Below are 25,743 nucleotides of genomic sequence, written 5' to 3'. Positions count from 1 at the left end.
GATGGTCGGTCTTGTCATGCGCCTCGTCGAATGGGCCCTGCCGGCGCGCCCATTCGAGCGTGACGACCAGCGTGAGCCGGAGATCCGTCGTCGCCTGCTCGCTCGAACCGGACATCTGATCGAGGTGGTGTCGGTGATGACGCCCCCGTTCATCTGCGGCTTCGCCATCGTGTTGTGGAACCAGTCGCCGTTCCGAGGCCTCGTGACCTGGGCCCTCCTGGTGCTGGGCACCGCCATCAGTTGCCTGCTCGCCGTCCGACAGATGAATCGGTCGTCCTTGCCCACCGTCCCGCCGGTGGCGCTCGTCGTCGCCATGGCCGTCTCCGGATCGACCTGGGGATCCATTCCGCTGGTCGCCATGCCGGACGATCCGGCCTACCGAGCACTCACCGGCATGCTCGTGTTCGCCCCGCTCGCAGCGAACGCCGTGTTCTCGGCGTCGGTGCCGAGACTCTTCTGGGCGTTCCATCTCGGTGTCGTGATCACCGCAAGCATCGGCTACCTCCGCTCGGGATCCGCGACCGATCTCGACACCGTGCTCGTGCTCGTCTACACGATCCCCTTTGGCGCCGTGATCTCCGCGATCAAGATGCGCCACGACGAACAGGGCATGTACTTCGCACTGGAGCACGAGGCCACCGCCGCCGAGTTGTCGGTCAGCAACGAACAGCTCGCCGTCGAAGCAAGCCGTGACTCGCTGACCGGGCTGTCGAACCGTACCGACTTCACCATGCGTCTCGAGCACGCCATGGCAACGGCCGAGGCGTCGACCTCGCAGGTCGGCCTCCTGTTCATTGACCTCGACCACTTCAAGGTCGTGAACGACTCACTCGGCCACGCGGCAGGCGACGAGCTCCTGGTCGAGGTGGCCAATCGCATCCTGGCTCGCCTCCGTCCGAGCGACGTGCTCGCTCGCCTCGGCGGCGACGAGTTCACCGTGTTGATCCCCGAGGTCGATGGTGTCGATGACGTGGCTCGCATCGCCGAACGTGTGTTGACGGCCTTCGACGAGCCATTCGACCTTCAGGGACGGCGCCACCGGATGAGCGCAAGCATCGGCGTCGCCTGTACCGGCGAGCAGGGTCTCACATCTGCCGACCTGCTCCGTCTGGCCGACGCTGCGCTCTACCAGGCCAAGGGAGAGGGCCGCGCCCGCACCTCGGTTTTCGACTCGTCGCTGCGAGCCCGCCTCGACGACCGTCTCGATGACGAAGCCGAACTGCGAGATGCGGTGGCGAACGGCGAGTTCACCGGCTGGTTCCAACCGATCGTCGACCTCACCTCCGGGCGGGTGGACGCTGCCGAGGGTCTGGTTCGTTGGGTCGGCCCCAACGGGATTCGGGACGCCGGCAGTTTCATCGAACTGGCGGCCGAGCTCGGACTCGACATCGACCTATCGGCGATCGTGTTGGACGAGCTGCACCGTCTCCAGGTCGAGCTTCGGTCCATCGGTGCCGAGATCGACCTGGGCTTCAACCTGCCACCGGCGCATCTCCTCGAGCTCCTCGCTCGATTCGACGGCGACGCGGATCTGAGCGGCATCACCGTCGAGATCACCGAGACCGGCGTCATCGCCGATGTCGAGCGTGTCGTGGAGCACCTTCTCGACATCCGGCGACGGGGGGCTTCCGTGTGGCTCGACGACTTCGGACAGGGCCAGTCATCGATGTCGTTGCTCACCCACCTACCGCTCGATGCGGTGAAGATCGACCGCGAGTTCGTCACGAACGTTGTCACCGACATCACGTCGCAGGCGATCGTTTCGGCCATCGCCGACATCGGCCATACGCTTGGATATCGCGTGATTGCCGAAGGCATCGAGACCTTGGCCCAAGCCGACGCGTTACGCGGGCTCGGCGTCACCCATGGTCAAGGCTTCTTGTTCGCTGCCGGCCTTCCCGGAGCCGACTTCCTCGCATTGGCCGATCAGGACTTCGACTTCTCGGAGACGCTGGGACTGGTGCAGCGACCTGGATGGCGCTGGCTCACACGAGCGCAGCAACCGCCGTTCCCATGAGATCGATGAAGTTGTCGCAGTAGAACCGCTGCTTGGTCGACTCGGGTACGTCGCCCAGGCTGCGTTCGAACCGCTCGAACGGGCGACGGCCACCCTCGACGTGGGGGTAATCGGTGTTGAACAGCAACACGTTCGGCCCCATCTGCTCGGTGACCCAGCCGATGTCCTCGGTGGGATAGGGCGTGACCCGCAACTGCCGCTCGATGTACTCGCTCGGTCGCAGTTCGAGCGATTGGAGGCGTTCCTCGTGACGGAAGAACGCGTCGAACGCGGACTCCATCTGCTTCGCCCAACTGGGGAGCCAGACACAGCCCTGTTCGACGACGCCGAACTTGAGGGTCGGGAATCGGTCGAGGACGCCATCGAAGATCATCGTGGCCAACGTCTGCATCGGGGGCACGGGAATGCCCATGTAGTCGACCGAGCGGAAGTTCTCGTCGCCGCCGTGGAAGTCCGTCGGGATCGGGAGACCGTTCACGAAGTAGTTGGGGTCGATCAGCTCACCGGTTCCCCCCACGTGGAAGACCACCGGGATGCCGACATCGGCTGCGGCTTGCCACACCGGATCGAGGCCACGATGGCTCGGCGAGTGGCCCGCTGGGCAACCCGACGCGACCAGCAGCGCCGCGGCGCCCATCTCGATCGCTTCGTTGGCCATCGCCGCTGCCCGATCGAAGTCGGCGAGCGGGACGTAACACGTAGGCAGCAGGCGTTCGCTCACCGAGCAGAACTCGACCATGCCTCGGTTGTGCGCCCGGGCGGCGCCGTAGGCCAGATCGAGGTCGGGCTGGTGCTCCCAACGGAACAGCCGGGCGTTGTGGAACGTGTTGAACATCAGCTGCGACTGGACACCGATGAAGTCGAGCACACGAGGCCGATCCTCGGCCAGGAACGAGCCGGTGGCGGCGAAGTTCTTGCGATTCATCACCTCGATGGCCTCGTCGGCGGTGTAGTCGGCCGACCGGTGCCGGTTGAGGATCTTGTCGAAGGCAGCGTCGAGATCATCGACACCCACCAAGTCGCCGAATTGCTTGAGCTCGTTGGCGTACTCCGGCCGATCCAGTTGTGCTCTGATGTCGGGATCGGCGTAATCCCGGAGCCAGTTGGGGGTCTCCATGATGTGAGCGTCGGCGTCGTGAACGATTCGGTCTTCGATGTAGGCCACGAAGGCATTCTGTCGCATGTCGCCGCTTCGGGGTAGTCAGACGTCACACCTGACACCGGAGGTGCCGGGCCTGAGCGCCCGAGCTACGTTGCGGCGATGCAATACGACGATGTCATCGCGGCTGCCTTCGTGCCGAGCCCGCCGGGCGCGACGCCGGCGCCCGTGCAGAACGCCTCTCCCGCCCGGCGGCTCCGCGACGCCATCGAGCCGATCGCCATGCACTCGGTGTGGTGCCGCACCACCAACGAAGCCCTTGCCGGTCTCGGCCTCGACTTCTTCTCGGGCTACGTGTGGAGCCGAGCGGCGCTGCTCGGTGAGCCGGCGCCCAGTGTGGTCGTCAGCGCCTTCGCCGTGTTCTCACCCGACCTGCTCGTCCCGGCCTTCGAAGCAGGCCGAGCCACGGTCGACCGCGACGACCTGTTGACAACCCGCGACGCAGCGACAATCACCAGCCTGAGCGCGGCGCTGGCCGAGGACGACGACCTCATCATGTCGGTGGCATCGGCGCTCCGAGCAGGGATCGAAGCCGCCGATGCGACCACACGACCGCTGTTCGCCGGTGGCAGGTCGCTGCCGTGGCCCGACGAACCGGTCGGCCAACTGTGGCGAGCATGCGAGCTCCTTCGAGAGCACCGAGGCGACAGCCACAACCTCGTGAGCGTCGACCACGGTCTCGACCCGATCGCCATGAACATCGTCACCGAGTGCTGGCTCGGCATGCCGTTCGGCAGCTACAGCGCCACGCGCGGCTGGTCGGCCGAGCAACTCGGCGCCACCGCCGACCGGCTCCGTGCCGACGGTTGGCTCACCGGCGACGAACTCACCCCCGCTGGTCGGCAACGACGGGACGAGATCGAAGCTCGGACCGACCGGCTGCAGGAGCCGATTGTCGAGGCACTCGGCGACCGCCTCAACGACATCGTCGAACAGCTGGGCGAATGGTCGCAGCGCTGCATCGACGCGGCCGCCTTCCCACCGAACGTCTTCAAACGAGCCGCCGGCTGACCGATCTCCGGCGCTGCGCTCGCTCACTCCCTCGACAGCATCTCCGGCGCCACGGTGCCGTCTCCGGCACCGTGGCAGAGGAGACGCCCGGACCACACCAACTCCGGTGCATGGGTGCCGTCAACAGCGCCCACATGGAGGAGATGCGGCTGGACAGGTCGACAGGTGGCGCCCCGGGCGGTGTGATCAGGGCCGGCGGGCGACGAGGTGGGACTCGCCGTCGGCCTCGGACGACCAGAGGATGTCGAGCACACCACCGAACGCGCCGACTAGCTCGCCCGGCACTGCCCGGAAGGGACCCGGGTCGCCGACGTGACCGACCGTCGACAGCACCGTGATCACGAGCAATCCGCCCGGAGCGACGGCGGCCGCGAGATCGGCGTAGTGCGCCGGGTCACGGAATCGCTGGCAGACGACCAGATCCCACCTACCCAGCTCGCCGTCGCCTCGAGGCAGCCCGTCGTCGAGGTCGATCGCCTCGAAGCGAGCCGAGCCGGCGGCCTTCCTCGTCGCCGTGCCGTCGATCCTCGCCAGCGTGCCATCGGTCTTTCCGGCGGTGCCGTCGACGCCGTGCGCCGAGGCCAAGTCACGTGCGGCAGCGAGCGCGACCGGGGAGACGTCGACGCCGAGTACCTCGAAGCCCCGCTGGGCCAACCAGACGCTCACTGAGCCCGAGCCGCAGGCCACGTCGAGCGCTCTCCCTCCCGTCGGCACAGCGATGCCGGACAGCTCGAGGGCGACCGGTGGTCGGGGTTCGATGGCCGTCGACGCCTGGCGATAGCGGTCGTCCCAGCGTTGCCGATCCTCGACCGACATCAGGCGTCGCGGTCGGCCTCGTCGTCGCCCGCAGCCACCAGTTCCTCGACACCCTCCGCCCCTGGGGCCGCTTCGCCTGCAGTGTCGAGCGCGTCGTCGCCAGCATCGAGATCGACGACGTCGTCGGCATCAGAAGGAGCGTGGTCGTCGTCGCGGCGGCCCGAGGCGACGAACCACACGAGCCCGACCACCACGGCGATGCCGGACACCCAGTGGTTCACCCGGATGCCGAGGATCTGCGACGCAGCGTCGACGCGGACCGACTCGACCAGGAACCGACCGAAGCCGTAGCCGGCGATCCACAGCGGAAGGAGCTGGCCAGGCTTGAGAATCTTGCGACGGTCGATCCAGATCAACGCAGCAGCAAGGGCCAGATTGAACAGACCCTCGTAGAGAAAGGTCGGATGGAAGGTGGTGTCGTTCGGGTAGGCCGCACGATGCTCGGCGTCGATCTCGAGCGCCCAGGGCAACGTGGACGGCCGCCCGTAGACCTCCTGATTGAACCAGTTCCCGAGGCGTCCGATCGCCTGCGCCACTGGGATGCCGGGAATTACGCAATCGACGAGACAAGGCACGTCCCAGCCCCGTCGTTTGGCGTAGAAGTAGCCGACACCGACACCGAGGATGAGGCCGCCCGGGATCCCCAGGCCGCCCTCCCAGATCTTGAAGCCATCGATCCAACGGCCCTGGTAGCTCTTCCAGTCGGTGATGAGGTGGTAGAGCCGGGCCCCGATCAAGCCCGCCGGGACACCCCACTTCGCCAGATCGGCGATGTCGTCACCGTTGCCGCCGATCGCTTCCCACCGCCGGCGACTGATCTCGACCGCGGCAACGACGCCGAGCGCGATCATCAGGCCATACATCGTGAACGTGAGTGGCCCGAGCTCGAGTGAGCTGAACGACGGCGACGGAATCGACGCCACCACTGCCGTGGACATCGCTCCGATGAGCATCAAGCGAACTGCTTGGGTGACAGGGCGAAGAGCTGCGACGGTCCGGCCTTGACCGAGGGCAGTAGGCCTTCGACCGTCGGCAGGATCTGGGTCTCGAAGAAGGCCGACGCTGCGAGCCGAGCGGCGTAGAAGCCATCGGCATCATCAGTGGCAGCAGCAGCGACGACGGCCTGCTGCGCCATGAAGCCCCCGCAGACCACCGTGCCGAGGAGGCGCAGGAACGGCGTCGAGCCGGCGAGCATGGCGTTGGGATCCGACGGACCGTTCTCGAGCAGCCACGCTGCCGCGTCGCGAGCGGTGGCGAGTCCCTGGCGCAGCGCCGCAGCGGCGTCGGCCATGCCGTCGACGTTGGCCAGCTCGTCGGCCGCCGTGTCGAACTCGGCGAGCAGCTCTTCGAGTACCGCACCGCCTCGCATCGGCAGCTTTCGGCCGACCAGGTCGGCCGCCTGGATGCCGTTGGTGCCCTCGTAGATCGGGGCGATGCGGCTGTCGCGCCAGAACTGGGCGGCACCGGTTTCCTCGACGAAGCCCATGCCACCGTAGATCTGGATGGTGATCGAGGTGAGCTCGACGCCGAGGTCGGTGCAGAGGCTCTTCGAGATCGGGATCAATAGGTCGGCCCGCTCACGGGCGGCCTCTCGCGCTGCGGGGTCCTCGGCGGAACGAGCGAGATCGATCGCGGCGCCGTTGGTGTAGAGCAGGATACGCATGGCATCGATCCACGACCGTTGGGTCATCAGCATGCGGCGGACGTCGGCATGCTCGATGATCGGGCTCTGGACGCCACGCTCTGCGCCGACCGCCGTGCCCTGCAGCCGTTCCTGGGCGTAATCGAGCCCCATCTGGTACGACCGCTCGGCAACCGACAGGCCCTGGAGCCCAACCGACAGACGAGCGTTGTTCATCATCGTGAACATGTTGCGCATGCCGGTGAACTCGTCGCCGACCGGCCAACCGATCGCACCCTCGTTGTCGCCGAAGCTGAGCACACAGGTGGGGCTGCCGTGGATGCCGAGCTTGTGCTCGATCGACACGCACGAGACGTCGTTGCGTTCGCCGGGGTTGCCGTCGGCGTCGAGGAGGAACTTCGGGACCAGGAACATCGTGATGCCCTTGGTGCCGGGAGGCGCCCCGGGGGTGCGGGCCAACACCAGATGGATGATGTTGTCCGACATGTCGTGTTCGCCCCAGGTGATCCAGATCTTCTGGCCCTTGATGCGATAGCTGCCGTCGCCCACCGGTTCGGCCTTGGTGACCACGGCGCCGACGTCGGACCCGGCCTGGGGCTCGGACAGGTTCATCGTGCCCGACCACTCGCCGGTCAGCATCTTGGGCAGGTAGGTGGCCTGCTGTTCTTCGGAGCCGTGGTGCTCGATGGCGTCGATGGCGCCCTGGGTGAGCAGCGGGCACAGCGCGAAGGCCATGTTGCCGCTGGTCATCATCTCCTGGATGGCGAGGGCGGTGACCCATGGGAAGCCGCCGCCCCCGTAGGTGGGGTCGAACGGAATGGCGCCGTAGCCGGCGTCGACGAACTGCTTGTAGGCCTTCGTGAACGACTCGGGGGCCGTGACCACGCCACCCTCGGACCACTTGGTGGTGATCTGGTCGCCGTCGACGTTGGTCGGGGCGATGACCTCGGTCATGAATCGCCCGATCTCCTCGAGCACCATGTGGACGGTGTCGGCGTCGATGCCGTCGAATTTATCGGTGGACAAGATGCTCTCGAGGCCCACGACCTCGTCGAGCACGAACTTCAGGGAGCGCAGGGGCGGCGAGTAGTTTGTCATCAAAGCAAATCTAGCCGCGTCTCGGCCAGCTCGGCTGTCGATGTAGCGTGCTCGGCGTGGCATCTGCGAACCCACCCTCGACCGTGCACCAGTACGAGCTGGCCCAGGGGATGTACGCCTTCATCGACTCGGCGCCGGGATTCGGCCAGTCCAACGTGGGTCTGGTCGTTGACGGCGATGGACTCACGGTCATCGACACGACGGCGACCCCGGCGAGGGCTCAGGCCGTGCGCAGCATGATCATGGAGCTCACCGAGCCGCTCGATCTGCGGATCAAGCGGATCGTGGTCACCTCGAGCCGGATCCCGTTCGCCGGCGGCACGAACGCGTTCTGGCCCGCGGCCTACTACGGCAGCCAGGCAACGAGCGACCAGCTCGACGACCCGGTCAACCCGCTCGCCCTCCAACGCCTGCTTCCCCACCTCGCCGAGGTCTACGACTTCGGCTTCACCACCCGCCCGATCACCCACACGGTCGAGGAGTCGGCGTGGCTGACCGGCTCGATCCAGGTGGTCCCCGCCCCCGGCGAGTCGCCGATGAACCTGCTCGTCGTCGCACCCGAGTCCGGCGTGGTGTTTGCCGGCGCACTCGCCGGCTTCGGGGTCACCCCGCTCGCCTTCGACGGCGACCCGGCCGAGTGGGCCGACACCCTCGAACAGGTCGCCGAGTTCGCCACCACGATCGTTCCCGGCCACGGCCCGCCCGGTGGCAAGGCCGACCTCCTCGACCTGGTCGGCTACCTACGGGCCGTGGTCGAGGTCGACGGCGACCTCGGCGCGCTGCCCGCCGGACCGTGGGACAATTGGACGAATCGGGAGTTCGACGCCGTCAACGTGGAACGAGCAGCGCGACGTCGCCGCGGCGATTCGGAGATCCCTGCGGCGATGTTCGAGTTGCTTGGATTGGCCTGAGCTGTCAGCGCTCCTGGGCAATCCCGGGGAGGCGCAGCGCCAGGGTCGGCTCAGACGAGCTGGGCGTCGACCTGGTCCATGGCGTCGTCCTCGGAGACGTCGAGAGCGAACGAGAGCTCGGAGACCAGCACCTTGCGGGCCTTGGAGTACATGTTCTTCTCGCCGGCCGACAGGCCCTTGGCCGCGTCGCGCAGCGCCAGGTTCCGAACGACCTCGGCCACCTGGTAGACGTCGCCGGACTTCAGCTTTTCCTGGTGGTTCTTGAACCGGCGAGACCAGTTGGCGGGCTCGCGGACGTCTTTCTTGGCCAGCAGGACGAAGAGGTCCTCGACATCTTCGAGGCTGATCGGCGGCCGCATGCCGACGTCGTCGACCCGGTCGACGGGAACCCGCACGGTGAGGTCGTCGTGCGCGGTCTTCAGCACGAAGTACTTCTTCTTCTCGCCATTGATCTCGATCGTCTCGGTCTTCTCGATGATGGCGGCCCCATGGTGGGGATAGACGACACGGTCGCCGGTCTTGAACGTCATGTGACTCCTCGGAACGAGCTTCCACCGCGCAGCGGAACACTCAAGGATGGCAGAGAGAGGACAAAATGCATACTCGCGCCGCTGAGCATTGCTGCTCGCAACGACGCCGAGCACGCGAAACTCAGAGCACGGTGAAGATGCCGCCCATCATCGACAGCACCATGGCCGCGCAGGCGATGACCATGAAGGCGAACATCCCCGGGCGCCGCTTGTAGAGCGGTGGGATATCGGTGGACGCGCTCGGGTGACCAGCCGCAGCACGCGCCCCACCCGCCGATGGGGCATCCGGCCTGGTGATGCGGCCACCACCTTCTTTGCGACGAGCCACGGGAGCCGATCAGCCCTCGACGACGATGGTCTTGCCGACCTTGTCCCACGGGGTCTGGGCCCGATCGTCGGTGAACAGCATCACGAGACCGGCGATGGCGAGCACCAGGAACACCAGCGACGCGATGATCCCGAGGATCGGGATGGCCTGGGCGAAGGTGAGCACGGCGTAGGGCACCATTCGCATGATGGCCGTGTTCAGGTCGGCCGGGGAGCCGTCTTCCTTGCGGGTCTTCATGCCGAGGGCCAGCTTGCCGGGGGTTGCACCGAGGTTGGCGGTGCAGAACACCTCGTAGGCGACGACCAAGGCGGCGTTGATGATGCCGGCGATGAAGAGCGAGCCGGCGGAGACCGTGTCGTTGCCGAAACCACCGGACGCCACCGCACCCGCACCGAAGATGAGACCAGCCGGGATGGTGATGATCACCCAGATCACACCGTCGATGATGCGGGCGAGGATGCGCTTGCCGCCGCTGGCGATCTGTGCGCCACCCACCATGGTGGCGCCGCCCGGCACGTTGCCGGCGACCGGCTGCGGGCCCCCCTGCCATTGACTACCGTCCCAGTAGCGCTGGGTGTCGGCGGGGTCTCCCTGTGCGTGGTACCAGCCCGGCGGCTGGCTCGGTACGTTGGTCACTGACGTTGCTCCTGGGTCGTGAGGTCCACTGGTGTGCGACCCTAGTGCACGTTAGTCCAGCCTGACTGGCCCATCGGGTAGTCTCGCCGATGAGGCGGGCGGCTCACGACGCGGCCCGCCCTGCCGAAGGAGCAGTGTGTCCCGAACCATTCTCGTCACCGGGGGTGCCGGCTACATCGGCAGCCACACCGCCATCGCCCTGCTCGAACGGGGCAATGAGGTCGTCGTCATCGACGACTTCTCGAACAGCTCGCCCCGAGCGGTCGAGGCCATCGAGCGGCTGTCGGGTCACGACGTCGAACTGATCACCGGCGACCTCACCGACCCGAGTGTCGCCGCCGCGATCTTCGCCGACCGTGCCATCGACTCGGTCGTGCACTTCGCCGGGCTGAAGGCCGTCGGCGAGTCCTGGGAGCAGCCGTTGCGCTACTACCAGACCAACCTCGGATCAACGATGAACCTCCTGGCAGCGATGGCCGAAGCCGAGGTCTTCGACTTCGTGTTCTCGTCCTCGGCCACGGTCTACGGCGATCCCGAGATCTTGCCGATCCCCGAGGGGGCCCCGCTGCGGGCCACCAATCCGTACGGCCGGACCAAACTGATGATCGAGGAGATCTGTCGAGACATCGCAAAGAGCGACGATCGATGGCGGATGACCATGCTCCGCTACTTCAACCCGGTTGGCGCCCACCCGTCAGGCGACCTGGGTGAAGACCCGAGCGGCCCGCCGAACAACCTCGTTCCCTACGTGATGCAGGTGGCCGTCGGGCGCCGGCCGAACGTGAATGTCTTCGGCAATGATTACGACACCCCCGACGGCACCGGGGTTCGCGACTACATCCACGTGGTCGACCTCGCCCTCGGCCATCTCGCAGCGCTCGAACACCTCGAACCGGGCTGCGCCGAGTACAACCTCGGCACCGGCAACGGTTCGTCGGTGCTCGAGGTCATCGAGACCACCGCGGCCGTCTCGGGCCGACCCGTCCCCTACGAGATCAAGCCCCGCCGTGCCGGCGACATCGCCACCTCGTTGGCCGATCCTCGCAAGGCGAACGAGAAGCTCGAATGGCGAGCCGACCGCAACATGGAATCGATGTTGCGCGACAGCTGGAACTGGCAGTCGAGGCATCCGAATGGCTTCGACGACGACCCCGATCCGTTGCCGGCCGACTGATCCGAGCCCTACTTCTTGGGCTTCTTGGGATCGCGCAGCTGGTCGTAGATCTCTTTGCACGTCGGGCAGACCGGGTACTTCTGTGGATCCCGGCTTGGCACCCACTTCTTGCCGCACAACGCCTCGAGCGGTGTGCCCTCGACCATGCTCGACATGATCTTCTTCTTCTTCACGTAGTGGGAGAACCGGTCGTGATCGCCCCCGTCGTCGAGGCGTTGATCGGTCCGCTCGTCGGTCAGAAGATCGGTGTCGAGGTCGGTCATGGCCGCAATCCTAGGTGGACGACCCGGCGGCGAGCACTCACGACGCCTCGGCGATGATCTCCCAGACCTGCTGGATCAACTCCGGTGGCATCTCGCCCGCCGCCCTCGTCAGCAGACGATTCTCCCCATCGAGGAAGACGACGTAGGGGAACCCGCCGGCTCCGTAGGAGACGAGCGCCGATGCGTCGGCATCGTCACGTAGCAAGGGCGACGACCAGGCTTCGGCCTCGAACCACGCCTGTGGTGGGTAGTTGCCCCGCTCGGCCGCGACTGCCGTGGAGACGCCGTAGATGTCGAGTTCGCCCGGCTGCACCCCGGCATCGATCAGCGCCTGGATCTTCGGGACCTCGACCTGACAGTGCGGACACCAGTGCGCCAGGAAGTACACCGCCTTCATACGGCCGTCGGGACCGATCGTGGACTCGTTGCCGTCGAAATCGGTCCCGACCAGCGTGGGCGCCACCTGACCGATCGACGGATCGACGTCGGGCGTGGTCGGACCACCCACATTCGGCATGGGTGACAGCGGCGGACCCTCGATCGACACCGCTGCCGTCTGCCCGTTCCCCTCGACCTCGCCCACCGTCGTGCTCGGCTGGGTGGTCGACGCGGCGTCGGCGGTCGTCGTGGTCGACGATGCGGTGTCGTCCGGCACCGTGGTCGTCGACTCGGTGGGGGCGGTCGACCCCTCGGGCTCGTCGGCCGAGGTGGTGCTTGGCGTCTCGGCGCTCGACTGCAGCTGGAGCGCAGCGTTGCCATCGTTGGGGTCTTGCGAGAACAGCAACGCCGCCACCCCGGCGAGGACGATGCCGAGACCAACGAGCCACTTGAGCGCACCTCCTCGGCGCTCGACTCCGCCGGGCTCCATGTCGCTGCCAGGCGCCACGTCGATCACCGGGTGGTCGGCGGGTCCGATGCCGCCGGTCGGCGACGAGTCGTAGCTCGGCGGGCCGCTGGGCGGCGAGAAGTCGCTCATCGGCCGATCAACCGATGGCGGAGCCCGCCGTGATCTGCCAGGCGGCCGCAATCGCTGCCGAACCCAGTTCGCCACTCGATCGGGCGAGCACCTTGTTGTCGCCATCCAGGTAGACGACGTACGGGAACCCACCGGCGCCGTAGCTCTGCAGCGCCTCGCTCGACTCGGTGTCTCGCATCGTGGTGACGCCCCAGCCCTCGGTGCTGTCGAGCCAGCGATTCGGCGGGTAGTTGCCACGACCGGCGCTGACCGAGGTCGACACGCCGTAGACATCCATCCCCTCGGGCAGGCTGCCCGCATCGATCAGCTCCTGCACGACCGGGACCTCGACTTGGCAGTGGGGGCACCAGTGAGCAACGAAGTAGACCGCTTTCGGACGACCGTCGGCCTCGATGACGATCTCGTTGTCGGCGAAGTCGGTGCCGACCAGACGGGGAGCGGTCATGCCGATCGCCGAGTCGTTGTCGGAACTCGTGAGACCACCCACGTTGGGCATCGCGGGCAGCGCGTCGCCCTCGATGGTGACGGCCGATGTTGCGTCGACGGCGTCGGGGTCGTTGCCCGCCCCGCTGCCGATGACGACGGCGATGAGGCCGGCGCCGAGGATGCAAATGGCGACGATGGCGATGAGAAAGCCGCGGCTACCGCCACCGGCCTTGGATGCGGACGTCATGATGTGGCCTCCTTGCGACCAAGCAACGATAGGGGGACGAAGACGCAGACCAGTCCGAACGCAGCGAACGCCATGGTGGGGATCGTGACGAACCCCCATGTGTCGACCCACCGACCCGAGCACGGGTTCGCTGGATCACACGAGGAGGTGAACAGGTTCGGCCATTGCTGCTCGGCCCGGTGATAGCTGGAAACTCCAAGGCCGACGACCGACAGGGCGAACGGCAGCCAGGCCAACTTGGGCTGCTTGAGCAGCATCGAGATGCCGAGCAGGATCGACGACGGGTACATCAAGAATCGCTGCACCCAGCACAGTTGGCACGGCTCGAAGTGGGCGATCTCGGAGTAGTAGAGGCTCCCGAACATCGCGATGGTCGGGGCCAGGAAGGCCATGAACGGGGCAATCGAACGCACCTCGTCCACCAGCGGCGCCACCGGACCCGGCACCCTCCCCGTAACGAGGCGGACGACGACGAGCGCAAGTGCGGCGAGGTTGATCGCCATCGCCCCCACGAACAGCAGGGCGAGGAACAAGCTGACGGTCTCGACGGGCATGGGGACCTTGCGGCAGTGGAGGGCGGGACGACGGGGATCGGTGTTGGTGTGGCCGATCGGCGGGAGCCGGTCGACAGTGGTCCGTCGACAGTGCCACGATCGAACGAGCGTAGGGCGTCCACACAAGACCACGGCGGATAAAGCCTTCGTCAAACGACTCGGTCTATCGTCTGGCGCCGTGCAGCTTGCCCTTCGAGAGATCGCACGAGCCAAACTCCGATTCGTGTTGTTGTCGATGGCCGTCGGCCTGCTGGTCTTCCTGATCCTGTTCCAGCAGGCGCTCTTCGGCGGACTGGTCACGAGCTTCATCGGAGCGATCGAACGCCAGAACGCTCCGGTACTGGTCTACGGAGATCAGGCTCGGCGAAACGTCGAGGCCAGCCTCATCTTCCCCGGACTGGCCGAGCAGGTGGCTGCCGTGCCCGGCGTGGCAACCTCCGGTCCGATCGGCGAGAACACCTTCACGGTCGATGCCGGTGGTGAGCTCCAGGACGCCGCCATCTTCGGGTACGAGCTGGGCGGACTCGGCGAACCGACCTCGCTGATCGAGGGCCGCCTCCCGGAAGGACCCGGTGAGGGCGTCGCCTCCTTCGGCAGCGACAACGTCGGTTTCGAGATCGGGGACACCGTCACGGTGCTCGGCGAGCAGCCCAGCGAGATCACGATCGTCGGTGTCGCCCAGGATGCCCGCTGGAGCGTGCAGGCCACGGTTTTCGTCTCGTACGACACCTATGTGCAGGCGAAGCAGGCGCTCGACCCTGCGGCGCAGGTGTTGCCATCGCTCATCGCCGTGCAACCCGACGACGGGGCCGACGCAGCAACACTCGCCAGGTCGATCACCGACGCCGTGGATGGGGTCGAGGCGCTCACGCGACAGCAGGCGATCGACGAGAATCCGGGTGTGCGCGGCGTGAACAGCTCGTTCGGCATCATCCTCGCCCTCGCCTTCATGGTGGTGGTCCTGGTCGTCGGGTTCTTCTTCCTGATCCTCACCGTGCAGAAGTCCAAGCCGCTCACGCTGTTGCGGGCCGTTGGGGCACCGCGGCGCTATCTCGTCCAGAACCTGCTCGGACAGATCGTTGTCGTGATGGCGGCGGGCATCCTCGTCGGCATCGGGCTGACGTTGCTGGTCGGCGCGGCCACCACTGGGGGCGCCATCGACGTGACCCTCGACCCAGCACAGGTGCTCCGCACGGTGGCCCTGCTGACCGTGCTGGCGCTCCTCGGCGGGTTGGCGTCGGTCCGGCGCGTCCTGCGGATCGATCCGATTCGTGCCACCGTCGACTCGGGGAGCAGCCTGTAGATGCGACTCGCGCTGCTCGAGGTCTTCCGCAAGCCGGGACGATTCGCTGTCGCCGGTGGCGCACTCACGATGCTCACGCTGCTGCTGCTCTTCTTGGGCGGCCTGCTCGACGGCCTCTATCTGGGCTCGACCGGGGCCCTTCGATCACAGCCCGACGGTGCCATCGTCTTCAGTGCCGATGCCCGTGAGTCGGTGCTGCGGTCCACCGCAACGACCGCCGAGCGCGACCAGATCGCCCAACTCGACGGTGTCGCCCGAGCAGGCGGGTTCGGGGTGACTCTGCTCGGCGTGAAGGTGCCCGGCGAGTCCGACATCGCCGACGGTGCGATCATCGGTTACGAACTCGATTCGGCGACGATCCCTGCGCCACCACCCGAGGGCGAGGCATGGGCGGATCGCACGCTGGAGGCGGCCGGCGTGTCGCTCGGCGACACCATCACCGTCGGCCCGGCGGCCACGCCGCTGGTCGTCAGCGGTTGGGTCGAGGACACCAACTTCCTCGGACAATCCGGCCTCTGGGTCTCCCCCACCACGTGGCGCACCGTGCAGAACGCCAACCGCCCCGACATCAGCGTCGGCCCCGACGACTTCCAGGCCGTCATCGCCGAGGCGGCCGACGGGGTCGATCCGAGCGACCTCGCCACCCGGATCGATGCCGGCGGCATCGGTGACACCAGCTCGCTGTCGACCATCGACGCAGCGAACACGCTCCCCGGTGTCGCCGAGCAGGGAGCCACCTTCAACGCGATCATCGGCACGACCTTCTTCGTGGTGGGCCTGGTGGTCGCCCTCTTCTTCGCTCTCCTGACGCTGGAGCGGGTCGGCCTCTACGCGGTCCTCAAGGCGTTCGGCACACCGAGCCGCACACTCGTGCTCGGTGTCGCCGTTCAGGCGTTCGCCGTCGCTGTCATCTCCTTCGGCGTCGGCGCACTCTTCACCTACCTCCTCTCGCTCGGCATCCCTCCCGACGTCCCGGTGCAGTTCACGATCTCCCGCGGCGTCATCACGTTGATCGGCATCACGATCACGGCGATCCTCGGCGGGCTGGTGTCACTTCGCCGCATCATCTCCGTCGATCCGGCTGCAGCGATCGGGGCGGGAGTCTGACGATGCCCATGACCCAGCGCACCGCAATCGGTCGGCCGACCACCGAAGGAGTACCCAACCCATGACGGCACTCGAACTCGATGACGTGCGAAAGGTCTACCGCTCGGGCGACTCCGAGGTCGTCGCGCTCGACCACTCGTCGCTCACCGTCGCCGACGACGAGATGGTTGCGCTCGTCGGACCGTCGGGTTCGGGCAAGACAACGCTCCTTTCGATCGCCGGCGGACTACTCACACCGACGGACGGAACCGTGACCGTCACCGGCGAACGGATCGACGGCTACTCGAGCAAGGAGCTGACGGCGTTCCGGGGCGAGAACATCGGCTTCGTCTTCCAGGCCGTCAACCTCGTGCCGTTCCTGAACGCCCGGGAGAACCTCACGGTCGTGGCCGAGATGCGAGGTTCGGGTGGCTCGGCGGCGAAGGCGAGAGCCGAGCAACTCCTCGACGAGCTCGGGCTCGGTCATCGGATGAAGAACCTGCCCGACCAGCTCTCGGGCGGCGAGCGCCAACGAGTCGCCATCGGACGCGCACTCATGAACGAACCCAAGCTCGTGCTCTTCGATGAGCCGACCTCGGCCCTCGACTCGAAACTCGGCGTCCAGGTCATGGAGCTGATCCGCTCCGAGATCAAGGGCAGGAACACCGCCGCCATCATCGTCACCCACGACACCCGGATGACCGACTACGCCGACCGGACCGTCGAGATCAGCGACGGACGCCTCCAGGCCTGAACGCAACGCTCAGGATCAAGCAGGAACCGCGACCTCGGCGAAGTCGAAGAACTGCGAGACCAGCGCGTACCCAACGATCGAGGTGAGCGGCCAGCTCGCCGACGAACCGTCGATATCGATCTCGACGGCGTCGACGTCGTGATCGTCGAAGGCACGGCGCAGTCGCCGGCCTTCGCTCAGCCCGTCGATCGCACACACGATCAGCGCCACCGCCTCGTCCTCGGTCAGTCCCAACGAAGGACGCAACGAGCCGCCGAGCCGTCGGATGGTGCGTGCATACGACGCCCTCAGGATGTCGAGTCGTCGCTGCTGGGCCGACCGAAACGCCTCGACGCTCCCGGCTGCTCGCGCCTGGTCGTCGTCGTCGGCCAGCGCCACGAGCGCCTTCACGGCGAGGTTGGCTTGGCGCAGGCGAGTCGGTGCTTCGGCGGCATCGATCGACGCCAGCTCGCGCATGACCGATCCGAGCACCCGGTGAACATCGGCGGACCCGAGCATCGCCTCACGGGCGCGGTCGGTCGCATCGTCGAGCGCCGTCAAGTCGATCACGTCCTGGTCCAGCGCAGCGATGCGGTCACGAACGGCGGCTTGAAACGCCGCCTGATCGGGCCACAGCCGGTCGTGCACGGACGCTCGCGTGACGCGTTGGCCGGTGGTTCTCTGGAGATGGCGGAACACTCTGGTGTAGGTGATGCCCTCAAGGCCAGTCCCCACACCCTCCAACCGGACGAGGTCGACGGCGGCGTCGACCACCAGTCGCTCGATTTCGTTCCGACTCCTTCGCACCATGAAACCAAGGTAGAGGGAGGGTCTGGCGCCCAACGAGTGCCGATCGGACCTTCGGCGTGGTCAGTTTTGCCCGATACCCGCGATGCACCACGAGTTCGACAACCGCTACGCCCTCGGTTGGAGGTGAGCCCGAGCCGCCGCTGCCACCTGGGCCACGGCTTCGGCGCCCTTGCCCACTACGGGTCCAAGTTGGAAGAAGATGTGCACCATTCCCTCGTACAGCCGGTGCTCGACTTCGTTCCCGGCATCGGCCAGCGCCTTTGCGTAGGCCGCGCCCTCATCGCGCAGCGGATCGAACTCGGCGGTGATCACGAGAGCCGGCGGCAGCCGCTCGAACGACGGCGCCCGCAGCGGCGAGGCCCGCCAGTCCCCGGCATCGTCAGGATGCTCGAGGTAGTGCGCCATGAACCAGTCCATCGTCTCCCGGGTGAGGACGTAGCCCGATGCGTTCTCGGTGTGCGACGGGAAGCGCTGGGTGTCGAGCATGTCGACGCCCGGGTAGATCAGCAGCTGGGCAGCGATGGCCGGTCCCGCGTTGTCACGGGCCATGAGCGACATCACCGCGGCGAGATTCCCGCCGGCGGAGTCACCCGCCACGGCGATCGGAGCACCCGCCACGGCGAGCTCGGCAGTGTTCGCTGCCACCCACTCGAGCGCAGCCCAGGAGTCTTCGACGGCGGCCGGGAATCGGTGCTCGGGGCCGAGGCGGTAGTCCACGGAGACCACGGTCTGCCCCGACTGCTTGGCGAGCGACCGGCATACCTCGTCGTGGGTGTCGAGGTCGCCGATGCACCAGCCTCCACCGTGGTAGTAGACGAGGATGCCCGCCGACGGTGTCGGGAGCGGTCGGTAGATGCGCAAGCCGACGTCGCCGTTCGGTCCCGGTGCCGACGCGTCGTCGACGGCGTGAAGCTCGGGGCCAGGCCCGGCGATGGCGACGAGACCGTGGTAGCCCTCGCGTCGCATCTCGGCCGTTTGCTGGTCGGCCGGTGGCGCGTCGGCGGCTGCGGCATTGATCAGGTCGACGAGGGGCTGGATCTGCGGATCGAGAGGCATCTCCGCACGCTAGAACGCCGGTGCGTCGCCGACCATTCGACGGGCGCTCCGAGTTCGGGAAGACTCGGCGAATGGCAGACAACGACACGACCCGGTTCGGTGACATCGCCGTCGAGCTCGACGATCAGCACGTGGCAACAGTCGAGATCCAACGACCGCCCAACAACTTCTTCAGCCTCAAGATGCTGCACGACCTGGCCGCCGCCGTCCGCTCGTGCGAGGACACCGGTGCGCGCGCCATCGTGCTCGCGGCCGAGGGCAAGAACTTCTGTGCGGGAGCGTCGTTCGATCCCGAGGAGGCGAAGCTCACCAGTGCTGCCAGTACCGACGGCGAAGAGCTGGCGAACCGTCACATCTACGACGAGGCCGTCGAGCTGTTCTCGGCCCAGCTGCCGATCGTCGCCGCCGTGCAGGGCGCTGCCATCGGCGGCGGGCTTGGACTTGCCTGCATGGCCGACTTCCGCGTCGGTGGCCCGGCCACCCGGTTGTCGGCGAACTTCGCCCGCCTCGGTTTCCACCAGGGCTTCGGGCTGAGCGTGACCCTGCCGGCGCTGGTCGGCCAGCAGCGGGCACTCGAACTGCTCTACACCGGCGCTCGGATCGACGGTGAAGAGGGGCATCGAATCGGCCTGCTCGATCGCTTCGTCGCCGACGCCGACATCCGGTCCACCGCACACGAGTTGGCCGTCGAGATCGCCCGATCGGCGCCGCTTGCCGTCGCCTCGATCAAGCAGACCATGCGGGGTCACCTCCCCGCCGCCATCCGCGAGGCGACGAACCGGGAGCGGGCGGAGCAGGAGCGGCTCACCGCGACCAGCGATTGGCAGGAGGGTGTGAAGGCGATGGCCGAGCGGCGCCTGCCGGACTTCACCGGGACCTGAGCCGGCATCCCGTTGATCGAGCCGGGGCGGGCATCACCAGGGCGCCGGCACCACCCCGACCTCGGTGGCGACGTGGGTCATCGCCACGTCGTGGGCGTCGATCGGGAGCTCCGACACGATGAAGCCGTCGCTGACACCGATGCGCAGCACCGCCGATCCGAGGCGCTCGAGCAGGCGGTCGTAGTAGCCGGCACCGAACCCGAGGCGGTGGCCGCGATGATCGAACGCAAGCCCCGGCACGAGGACGGCAACGACCTCTTCGTCGGGCACGATCGCCGATCCATCGACCGGCTGGCGGTAGCCGTACCGGTGGCGCTCGAGCGCCGACGTGGCTGGATGTATCCCCAGGTCGTGGCCACTCGTCGGGGTCCGGGTGAGTGCGAATCGGCACACCGGATCGTCGGCGAAGACCAGCGGACGCAGGTCGACCTCGTCGGGCATCGGGTCGAACGCCACCACCCAACCGTCGAGATCGGCGCGACGTAGGAATCGCTCGAGGTGCCAGCAGATTCGGGCGTTGTCGACTCGCAACGAGGTGCGGTTGTCGAGCGCTCGGCGCCGCCACGCTGCCTTGGTCACCACCGGTTCGTTGGCCACGAGGCCAAACATAGCGACCGACCTGCGCCGGTGGAAGACGCACAATCGGCGAGAAAGGTTCCGAAACGCTACTAGGTGAATCATCCCGCCTGGCCAAGCAAACCGGACATGACCACTAGAAAGAGTGGCGCTGGTTCCCTCCACTGGCCCGATACAGGACGCCCATGATCGAGCAGGTCAGAGAAACGCTCCGCTCGCCGCGGTTCTATCTTGCACTCTCGCTTTCCACGGTCACGGCCGCGCTCGTCGCGGTGCCGCTCGCCATTCAGGCCGTTCAGGTGCGCGAAGCGCAGCTGACCCCTCTCGGTGTGCCCGCAGCAGTCGGTGCCCCAGCGTCGACCACCGGCCAGCAGCCGACGAGCTCGATCGACCACGAGATCGCTGCGCCGGCACCCGACGTCGCTGCCCCCGAGACCACGCCGGCCACCGAGTCGACCAGCACCGCCGTCGCTGCTCCGGCCACCGATGCTCCGGTCAGCGACAGCACCGAGACCACGATCGACGTTGCGGCCACCGCGTCCACCGTGGCGGCGAGCACTGCTGCGCCCGACGCCGTCACCGAGCCGGCGCCGGCCGAGACCACGGTGGCCACCGCAGCTCCCACCACCTCGGCGCCGCCCACCACCACCCCCACGATGAGCACGCCATCGGTCGCCCGCCCGGGCACGACCGATCCACCAGCGCCCACAACGACCGAGCCCTTCCCGGTCGACCCGACCATGACCTTGGTCAGCACGTCGCCGTCCACCAGCGTCACCACCGTCACGACCAGTCCGGCCACGACATCGACCACGGTCGACACGGCGGCCACCTCGACGCCATCCACCACTTCGACCACCTCACCCTCGAGTTCGACGTCCACCACTCGGGTCACCACGGTCACGTCGACGACGACCGTCTCGACAACGACACCCCCGCCGAGCACACCGTCCAGCTCGAGGCCGGGAGCGCCTGCTGCTGGTCCGCCCGTCTCGATCCCGAAGGCTGCGAACTGATTCGATCCCGTCAGGGATAGGGGTGCGCCTCGACGAACTCGGCGTTCGCTGCGATCCAACGCACGGCACCGCTGCGCAACAAGCCGTCGTCGATCATGCTGAGCCAGTAGTCATAGCCGGCGGCGTCATAGCGCCGCCCGAGCACGTTGCGATAGACGATCTCGAGGAACTGGTGGTCGGTGACCGAGCCATAGGTGCGTTGGAACTCGTCGGACCGGGCGAAGTTGAAGGCCATGTCGTCGAGGGTCAGCCCGGTGCGGCTGAGCCCGATCCAATACTTGGCCCCGGCGATGTCGGGCTCGCGATTGAAGAAGGCCCAGTAGAGCCGGAGCGTGTCGGCGTCACCGGGCTGGAAGTCGTGGGCGGTCGTCATCGAAATGAGGTCCCCGGCGTTGAAAAGTGAGGTGAGCGCCACCGGGTCGAGCGTCTGCGGCCCGAGCGGCTCGGGCGCCGTCGTGGTTGTCGCCGTCGTCGGTGTTGCGGTGCTCGGCGTGGCCGTCGTCGGTGTTGCCGTGGTCGGTGTGGCGGTCGTGGGCGGGGCCGTCGTCGCCACGGTGGTCGGAACGGCCGTCGTCGGCACCACCGTCGTCGGCACCGTGGTCGTGACGGTACCGATCACCACCGAGACACAACCGAGTGGCGAGTCGCCGCCCGCTCCGAGGTTGCGTGCGGTGACACATACCAGCGTGACACCCGAAGCTGCGGTCGAGAGTTGGGCCTCGAAACCGTGGACCGGACCCGCCACGGGGTACATGGCGGCGACGTCGCTGCGAACAACGTCGGCCTTGATCTGGGTCGCTTCGCTACCGACCGACACCACGATCGGCACGGCGTCGTAGGGCTGGTTGGGGTCGATGGCGTAGCCCTTCACCCTGACGCTGCCGACGCCACCGGCCACCAGTTCGAGCAGTCCGATCGGGTTCGGGCTCGACTGGACCAGCGATGCGGAATCCAGGAGGTACGTGCCACGGTTGGCCGATGTCGGTGTTGCCATGACGACCTTGGCCCGGAGCCCGCTGTGCCCCGGAGCTTCGAGCGAGAGGGTCGCATCGAACCGCTGCCAGACATCGGTCACCGTGATGGCCAGCACCGAACTCTCCGTCTCGCCACCGATCGTCTCGAGCACGATCGACGCCGCCTGGGGCGATCCGCCGACGTGCGGGTGTCTCACCCACACCGAATAGGTGAAGGTCTGCCCGGCCGAGATCTGGGCGGCCACGTCTTGACCAACGCTCCCCCCGGCACTGGTGCCGCTGCTCGCCAACAGCGCACGAGTGCCCGCCTGGGCCATCGACGTGGCGATGCTCGTCATCGTCGTCGTTCCCGACTGGTCGATGATCGCCCACGGTGGGGTCGAGCCTGATTCGATGCCGCCGTTGGCCAGCAGGTTGGTCCCCGCTGCCGGAAGTGTCGGCAACGGTGCGGCGTCGGCGATCACCGTGAAGGTCGTCGTCCGGCCGGAGGTCGCCCCGGTGGCGACGACGGTCCACGTGGTCCCCGCCTGCGACGGGTCACACTTCCAGATCATCGTGTAGCTGCCGGTCGAACTGGAGCGGGCCGGGAGGAACTGCGCGGCGGGCGAGGCGGCGAACGAGATGTCCTCGCTACTCCCAGCGCCAGTGATACGACCGATGGAGCCGTACGAACCGCTGCATTCGACGGACACGATGCCGGGTTCCATCGTCATCGAGGAGCTACTCGCAGGACTCGAGATGCCGAAGACCAGCGCGCTCAACACCACCCAGGCGGCAAGCATGCGGCGTGCCACGGTCGTTCGGGCTCGCAGGCCTGCGGTCGCACCGCTCGCCCGCGCTCGTGTGGTGCTCGCCCGGCGGTGCCGTGTTGGTTCCAAGACGTCGGTCGCCCTGACCGAGGTGTCAACGTTGTTCATGGAGTCGTTCCTTCGACGTGGAGTGGCGTCGCTTCCGTGCTCGGCCGCCTGGCAAGCCAGGTCACCGTCAGCTTCGGCCCGCCGACTTCGACCTATGAGGTTCGACCGGTGGCCGTGCACGCAGTGACCGCCGGCGTCGTTTCGTGACGAAACGGTGTCGAAACGACGACAGCGTGCGTCGAGCAGGAACCAGCCCACCCCGAAGGCTCGTCGGAACGGCCGATCCAACGACACCAGGAGGCGGAGATGAGCCGAGCAGACCACCCACTGACGACCCGGGACCGAGCGAGCACCCGGACGCGACCGTTGACGGCCGCGGTCGCCATGGCCGTTGCCCTGACGGCGTGCGGAGGCAACGGTGACGACAGCGCCACCGAGGACCGGTCGTTCGCACCGGCCAGCGACGCAGCCGAGGGGTCGGATGCGGGAGCGGCCGAGGGCGTCGCCGACGACTCCTCCATGATCGCTGCCGAATCGACAGAGGAAGCGGGCGACAGCGCCGATACCGAGGCCGACGCAGCCACCGAAGGTCCCTCTACGGCCGAGGACTCGGCCGGTACCAACGGGTCGCCCGGAGGCACGCAGCAGGCCGGCCTCACCGCCGCCGAGCTCAACCGCTCGATCATCTACACCGCGACGATCGAGGTCGACGTCGACGATGTAACGTCGGCCGGGGTGGCGGCAGTCGACGCGGTCGAGCGAGCCGGCGGCTTCGTCTTCGGCCAGGACTCGATCGGCGGGGCCGAGCCTCGATCGGTGTTCGTGTTCAAGGTGCGACCGGCCGACTTCGATACCGCACTTGCGGCACTCGATGGGATCGGCGAGCTGCGCAACCAGGTCATCTCGGCCGACGACGTCACCGAACGAGTCGTCGATCTCGAGAGCCGCATCCAGGTGGCCGAACTCGGGGTCGCACGCCTCCGAGCCGCGCTCGAGGAGACCACCGATCTCACCGAGTTCGCAGAAGTCGAGCGACTGCTCCTCGAGCGCGAGACCGAGCTGGAGGTGATGCGGGGCCAGATCCGCACGCTGCAGGACCAGGTCGACCTGGCGACGATCACGCTGATCCTCACCCAGGACCGTGTCGAGAACAATCTGCAGCTCACGGTCACGTCGTACGAGGAGCACAACGGCGGCCTGTCGTGTCCGGGCCAGGCTGACAACCGCATCGAGGCCGGGACGGATCTCACCATGTGCTTCGAGTTGCTCAACGCCGGTGACCAGGCGCTCACGGATCTCACGCTGGTCGACACCGTGCTCGGGATCGACGACACCACGGCGCTCGTCACGGTCTACGGCAGCCTCGATGACACGCTGCAACCTGGCCAGAGCATCATCGTCGCCTTCGAGACCACGGCCGAGCGAACGGTGCAGACACGAACCGTCGCCGGTGGTCAACCGGTGGCCGTCGAGGGCGAGGAGCCAGCGGGCCCACCGGTCTCCACGATTCGCAACTCGACGATCCGGGTCACGCCGAGCGACGACGCTCCCGGCTTTGGCGACGGATTCGACCAGGGCAAGATCGTGATCTCCGGCATCTGGTCGGCAGTGCTCGTGACGATCGGCTTCGTCCTGCCGCTGCTGGTCTTGGTGCCGTTCCTCGTCGGCGCCGGCTGGTTGCTCCGCAGCTGGCGTCGGCGTCGGCCCACACCGCCGGCTCCGGCACCGGCTCCTCCGGCACCGACGCCTCCTCCACCAGCTGCGCCAGCGGAGCCGCAGGCCTCGTAGGCTCGGCCCATGAGCCATCTCGAGCTGGTCACCATCGTGGTCGAGGACTACGACGAGGCAATCGACTTCTTCGTCGGCGTCCTCAGCTTCGACCTCGTCGAGGACGTGCCATCCGAGACCAACGACGGGCGGCCGAAGCGCTGGGTCGTTGTTCGTCCTCCGCTGGCTGCGACGGGCATCCTCCTCGCCCAGGCCGACGGTGACGTGCAGCGGGCCATTGTCGGCGAGCAGACAGCCGGACGTGTCGGGTTCTTCCTGCGGGTCGACGACTTCGACGCCGCCCTCGCCCGCATGCGAGCCGCAGGCGTCGAACTGGTCGGCGAACCCCGCAGCGAGCCCTACGGACCGGTCGTCGTCTTCCGCGATATCGCCGGAAACCGCTGGGATCTGCTCGGTCCCCGACCGGTCGATTGACGCATCGCGGCGATCACCGCAACCATGGCGTCATGAGCGCACCCGCCATCCACCGAGTCGTCGTCGAAGGCCTTGCCCGCCTCCCCCAGTTCTGCCACTGCACCGTCGCCGACGGCTGGATCCACGTGTCGGGCACGCTCGGCACCAAACCCGGCGAGCTGGCACTCGTCGAGGGAGGCATGGCCCGTCAGACCACCCAGACCATGACCAATATCGGGCACATCCTCGAAGCCGTCGGCGCCACGTTCGACGACTTGGTCAAGGTGTCGGTGTTCGTCGACGACATGGCGCACTTCGGCGAGATGAACGCCGCCTACGAGGCGTTCTTCGACGGCGTGACGCCTCCGGCCCGGATCACGGTCGGCCGGGCCGGACTGGCGCTGGGCGCCGCGGTCGAGATCGAGGCGATCGCCTACAAACCGGGCGCGGCGCCTCGCAGCGACCGTGGCGCGTCGTAGCCA

The 25,743-nt window shown here is 67.3% G+C and carries 27 protein-coding genes; 11 read left to right on the top strand and 16 right to left on the bottom strand.

Annotated elements, in window-relative coordinates; translation table 11 throughout:
* The first annotated feature begins 1 nt into the window (after position 1).
* Positions 2 to 2,017: an EAL domain-containing protein gene (locus R2733_15875; GenBank protein MEZ5377987.1), complete on the top strand. Its 2,016-nt coding sequence runs from the start codon at positions 2 to 4 to the stop codon at positions 2,015 to 2,017.
* Here the strand turns inward: R2733_15875 and R2733_15870 are convergent.
* Positions 1,986 to 3,182, bottom strand: a complete 1,197-nt coding sequence (locus tag R2733_15870) for an amidohydrolase family protein (protein ID MEZ5377986.1) — start codon at positions 3,180 to 3,182, stop codon at positions 1,986 to 1,988. The genes R2733_15875 and R2733_15870 overlap by 32 nt on opposite strands.
* Before the next feature lie 96 nt (positions 3,183 to 3,278).
* Between R2733_15870 and R2733_15865 the strand changes: the two genes are divergently transcribed.
* Positions 3,279 to 4,187, top strand: coding sequence for a hypothetical protein (locus R2733_15865; protein MEZ5377985.1), 909 nt, complete (start codon positions 3,279 to 3,281; stop codon positions 4,185 to 4,187).
* A 186-nt stretch (positions 4,188 to 4,373) separates the two neighbouring features.
* Here R2733_15865 and R2733_15860 read toward each other — a convergent pair whose 3' ends face one another.
* The 3 genes from R2733_15860 to R2733_15850 are packed head-to-tail and all read right to left on the bottom strand — an operon-like array spanning position 4,374 to position 7,743.
* A complete protein-coding gene (locus R2733_15860) occupies positions 4,374 to 5,003 on the bottom strand; it encodes a methyltransferase domain-containing protein (protein MEZ5377984.1) in 630 nt (209 codons plus the stop codon).
* The gene (lgt, locus tag R2733_15855) at positions 5,003 to 5,956 is read right to left on the bottom strand and encodes a prolipoprotein diacylglyceryl transferase (GenBank protein MEZ5377983.1); all 954 of its coding nucleotides are present in this window, start codon (positions 5,954 to 5,956) and stop codon (positions 5,003 to 5,005) included. Before lgt ends, R2733_15860 begins: the two co-directional genes overlap by 1 nt.
* Complete coding sequence (locus R2733_15850; GenBank protein ID MEZ5377982.1) at positions 5,956 to 7,743, bottom strand: acyl-CoA dehydrogenase; 1,788 nt, start codon at positions 7,741 to 7,743, stop codon at positions 5,956 to 5,958. The genes lgt and R2733_15850 overlap by 1 nt, the downstream gene beginning before the upstream one ends.
* A gap of 56 nt (positions 7,744 to 7,799) precedes the next feature.
* Here R2733_15850 and R2733_15845 point away from each other — a divergent pair, with 56 nt between their 5' ends.
* The gene (locus R2733_15845) at positions 7,800 to 8,654 is read left to right on the top strand and encodes a hypothetical protein (protein ID MEZ5377981.1); all 855 of its coding nucleotides are present in this window, start codon (positions 7,800 to 7,802) and stop codon (positions 8,652 to 8,654) included.
* Positions 8,655 to 8,704: 50 nt separating this feature from the next.
* On the opposite strand, the gene R2733_15840 is transcribed toward R2733_15845, so the two are convergent.
* From R2733_15840 to R2733_15830, 3 genes are all read right to left on the bottom strand, one after another.
* Complete coding sequence (locus tag R2733_15840) at positions 8,705 to 9,184, bottom strand: CarD family transcriptional regulator (protein MEZ5377980.1); 480 nt, start codon at positions 9,182 to 9,184, stop codon at positions 8,705 to 8,707.
* A gap of 121 nt (positions 9,185 to 9,305) precedes the next feature.
* Complete coding sequence (locus R2733_15835; GenBank protein ID MEZ5377979.1) at positions 9,306 to 9,512, bottom strand: hypothetical protein; 207 nt, start codon at positions 9,510 to 9,512, stop codon at positions 9,306 to 9,308.
* A gap of 9 nt (positions 9,513 to 9,521) precedes the next feature.
* Positions 9,522 to 10,148, bottom strand: a complete 627-nt coding sequence (locus R2733_15830; GenBank protein MEZ5377978.1) for an RDD family protein — start codon at positions 10,146 to 10,148, stop codon at positions 9,522 to 9,524.
* A gap of 136 nt (positions 10,149 to 10,284) precedes the next feature.
* Here R2733_15830 and galE point away from each other — a divergent pair, with 136 nt between their 5' ends.
* Complete coding sequence (galE, locus tag R2733_15825; protein MEZ5377977.1) at positions 10,285 to 11,322, top strand: UDP-glucose 4-epimerase GalE; 1,038 nt, start codon at positions 10,285 to 10,287, stop codon at positions 11,320 to 11,322.
* Between the two features lie 8 nt (positions 11,323 to 11,330).
* On the opposite strand, the gene R2733_15820 is transcribed toward galE, so the two are convergent.
* From R2733_15820 to R2733_15805, 4 genes are read right to left on the bottom strand one after another with little or no spacing between them, the layout of a single operon-like run.
* Complete coding sequence (locus R2733_15820; protein ID MEZ5377976.1) at positions 11,331 to 11,585, bottom strand: DUF3039 domain-containing protein; 255 nt, start codon at positions 11,583 to 11,585, stop codon at positions 11,331 to 11,333.
* A 37-nt stretch (positions 11,586 to 11,622) separates the two neighbouring features.
* Entirely contained in the window at positions 11,623 to 12,561 is a 939-nt protein-coding gene (locus tag R2733_15815; GenBank protein MEZ5377975.1) for a hypothetical protein, read from the bottom strand.
* 7 nt (positions 12,562 to 12,568) lie between these two features.
* Positions 12,569 to 13,234, bottom strand: coding sequence for a thioredoxin fold domain-containing protein (locus tag R2733_15810; GenBank protein ID MEZ5377974.1), 666 nt, complete (start codon positions 13,232 to 13,234; stop codon positions 12,569 to 12,571).
* Positions 13,231 to 13,788 carry a disulfide bond formation protein B gene (locus R2733_15805; protein ID MEZ5377973.1) on the bottom strand — a complete coding sequence of 186 codons (558 nt, stop codon included), beginning with the start codon at positions 13,786 to 13,788 and terminating at the stop codon, positions 13,231 to 13,233. Before R2733_15805 ends, R2733_15810 begins: the two co-directional genes overlap by 4 nt.
* 178 nt (positions 13,789 to 13,966) lie before the next feature.
* Between R2733_15805 and R2733_15800 the strand changes: the two genes are divergently transcribed.
* The 3 genes from R2733_15800 (at position 13,967) to R2733_15790 (ending at position 16,931) form a co-directional block, all read left to right on the top strand.
* Positions 13,967 to 15,091: an FtsX-like permease family protein gene (locus R2733_15800; protein ID MEZ5377972.1), complete on the top strand. Its 1,125-nt coding sequence runs from the start codon at positions 13,967 to 13,969 to the stop codon at positions 15,089 to 15,091.
* Positions 15,092 to 16,198 (top strand): ABC transporter permease, encoded by a 1,107-nt coding sequence (locus R2733_15795; GenBank protein MEZ5377971.1) that lies wholly within the window; start codon positions 15,092 to 15,094, stop codon positions 16,196 to 16,198.
* Positions 16,199 to 16,259: 61 nt separating this feature from the next.
* Complete coding sequence (locus R2733_15790; protein ID MEZ5377970.1) at positions 16,260 to 16,931, top strand: ABC transporter ATP-binding protein; 672 nt, start codon at positions 16,260 to 16,262, stop codon at positions 16,929 to 16,931.
* 15 nt (positions 16,932 to 16,946) lie between these two features.
* Here R2733_15790 and R2733_15785 read toward each other — a convergent pair whose 3' ends face one another.
* The gene (locus tag R2733_15785; protein MEZ5377969.1) at positions 16,947 to 17,720 is read right to left on the bottom strand and encodes a hypothetical protein; all 774 of its coding nucleotides are present in this window, start codon (positions 17,718 to 17,720) and stop codon (positions 16,947 to 16,949) included.
* A 105-nt stretch (positions 17,721 to 17,825) separates the two neighbouring features.
* Entirely contained in the window at positions 17,826 to 18,776 is a 951-nt protein-coding gene (locus R2733_15780; GenBank protein MEZ5377968.1) for an alpha/beta hydrolase, read from the bottom strand.
* Between the two features lie 71 nt (positions 18,777 to 18,847).
* On the opposite strand from R2733_15780, the gene R2733_15775 reads away from it, so the two are divergent.
* Positions 18,848 to 19,657 carry an enoyl-CoA hydratase/isomerase family protein gene (locus R2733_15775; GenBank protein MEZ5377967.1) on the top strand — a complete coding sequence of 270 codons (810 nt, stop codon included), beginning with the start codon at positions 18,848 to 18,850 and terminating at the stop codon, positions 19,655 to 19,657.
* A gap of 33 nt (positions 19,658 to 19,690) precedes the next feature.
* On the opposite strand, the gene R2733_15770 is transcribed toward R2733_15775, so the two are convergent.
* From R2733_15770 to R2733_15760, 3 genes are all read right to left on the bottom strand, one after another.
* The gene (locus R2733_15770) at positions 19,691 to 20,254 is read right to left on the bottom strand and encodes a 5-formyltetrahydrofolate cyclo-ligase (GenBank protein MEZ5377966.1); all 564 of its coding nucleotides are present in this window, start codon (positions 20,252 to 20,254) and stop codon (positions 19,691 to 19,693) included.
* A 274-nt stretch (positions 20,255 to 20,528) separates the two neighbouring features.
* On the bottom strand, positions 20,529 to 21,179 hold the full coding sequence (locus tag R2733_15765; protein ID MEZ5377965.1) for a hypothetical protein: 651 nt from the start codon (positions 21,177 to 21,179) through the stop codon (positions 20,529 to 20,531).
* 80 nt (positions 21,180 to 21,259) lie between these two features.
* Positions 21,260 to 23,140: a DUF4214 domain-containing protein gene (locus R2733_15760; GenBank protein ID MEZ5377964.1), complete on the bottom strand. Its 1,881-nt coding sequence runs from the start codon at positions 23,138 to 23,140 to the stop codon at positions 21,260 to 21,262.
* A 246-nt stretch (positions 23,141 to 23,386) separates the two neighbouring features.
* Here R2733_15760 and R2733_15755 point away from each other — a divergent pair, with 246 nt between their 5' ends.
* The 3 genes from R2733_15755 to R2733_15745 are packed head-to-tail and all read left to right on the top strand — an operon-like array spanning position 23,387 to position 25,740.
* Positions 23,387 to 24,868, top strand: a complete 1,482-nt coding sequence (locus tag R2733_15755) for a DUF4349 domain-containing protein (GenBank protein ID MEZ5377963.1) — start codon at positions 23,387 to 23,389, stop codon at positions 24,866 to 24,868.
* Between the two features lie 9 nt (positions 24,869 to 24,877).
* Positions 24,878 to 25,282 (top strand): VOC family protein, encoded by a 405-nt coding sequence (locus R2733_15750; protein MEZ5377962.1) that lies wholly within the window; start codon positions 24,878 to 24,880, stop codon positions 25,280 to 25,282.
* 32 nt (positions 25,283 to 25,314) lie between these two features.
* On the top strand, positions 25,315 to 25,740 hold the full coding sequence (locus R2733_15745) for a RidA family protein (GenBank protein ID MEZ5377961.1): 426 nt from the start codon (positions 25,315 to 25,317) through the stop codon (positions 25,738 to 25,740).
* Positions 25,741 to 25,743: the final 3 nt, after the last annotated feature.

Source organism: Acidimicrobiales bacterium (genome assembly GCA_041394265.1).
Taxonomy (GTDB): domain Bacteria; phylum Actinomycetota; class Acidimicrobiia; order Acidimicrobiales; family SZUA-35; genus JBBQUN01.
This window is presented reverse-complemented; position numbering and strand designations above follow the sequence as displayed.

Coding starts and splice junctions, on each gene's coding strand:
- R2733_15755 (MEZ5377963.1), top strand. CDS start 23,387: ATGAGCCGAGCAGACCACCCACTGACGACCCGGGACCGAGCGAGCACC.
- R2733_15840 (MEZ5377980.1), bottom strand. CDS start 9,184: ATGACGTTCAAGACCGGCGACCGTGTCGTCTATCCCCACCATGGGGCC.
- R2733_15745 (MEZ5377961.1), top strand. CDS start 25,315: ATGAGCGCACCCGCCATCCACCGAGTCGTCGTCGAAGGCCTTGCCCGC.
- R2733_15875 (MEZ5377987.1), top strand. CDS start 2: ATGGTCGGTCTTGTCATGCGCCTCGTCGAATGGGCCCTGCCGGCGCGC.
- R2733_15760 (MEZ5377964.1), bottom strand. CDS start 23,140: ATGAACAACGTTGACACCTCGGTCAGGGCGACCGACGTCTTGGAACCA.
- R2733_15805 (MEZ5377973.1), bottom strand. CDS start 13,788: ATGCCCGTCGAGACCGTCAGCTTGTTCCTCGCCCTGCTGTTCGTGGGG.
- R2733_15810 (MEZ5377974.1), bottom strand. CDS start 13,234: ATGACGTCCGCATCCAAGGCCGGTGGCGGTAGCCGCGGCTTTCTCATC.
- R2733_15790 (MEZ5377970.1), top strand. CDS start 16,260: ATGACGGCACTCGAACTCGATGACGTGCGAAAGGTCTACCGCTCGGGC.
- R2733_15780 (MEZ5377968.1), bottom strand. CDS start 18,776: ATGCCTCTCGATCCGCAGATCCAGCCCCTCGTCGACCTGATCAATGCC.
- lgt (MEZ5377983.1), bottom strand. CDS start 5,956: ATGCTCATCGGAGCGATGTCCACGGCAGTGGTGGCGTCGATTCCGTCG.
- R2733_15850 (MEZ5377982.1), bottom strand. CDS start 7,743: ATGACAAACTACTCGCCGCCCCTGCGCTCCCTGAAGTTCGTGCTCGAC.
- R2733_15820 (MEZ5377976.1), bottom strand. CDS start 11,585: ATGACCGACCTCGACACCGATCTTCTGACCGACGAGCGGACCGATCAA.
- R2733_15775 (MEZ5377967.1), top strand. CDS start 18,848: ATGGCAGACAACGACACGACCCGGTTCGGTGACATCGCCGTCGAGCTC.
- R2733_15865 (MEZ5377985.1), top strand. CDS start 3,279: ATGCAATACGACGATGTCATCGCGGCTGCCTTCGTGCCGAGCCCGCCG.
- R2733_15860 (MEZ5377984.1), bottom strand. CDS start 5,003: ATGTCGGTCGAGGATCGGCAACGCTGGGACGACCGCTATCGCCAGGCG.
- R2733_15750 (MEZ5377962.1), top strand. CDS start 24,878: ATGAGCCATCTCGAGCTGGTCACCATCGTGGTCGAGGACTACGACGAG.
- R2733_15795 (MEZ5377971.1), top strand. CDS start 15,092: ATGCGACTCGCGCTGCTCGAGGTCTTCCGCAAGCCGGGACGATTCGCT.
- R2733_15815 (MEZ5377975.1), bottom strand. CDS start 12,561: ATGAGCGACTTCTCGCCGCCCAGCGGCCCGCCGAGCTACGACTCGTCG.
- R2733_15785 (MEZ5377969.1), bottom strand. CDS start 17,720: ATGGTGCGAAGGAGTCGGAACGAAATCGAGCGACTGGTGGTCGACGCC.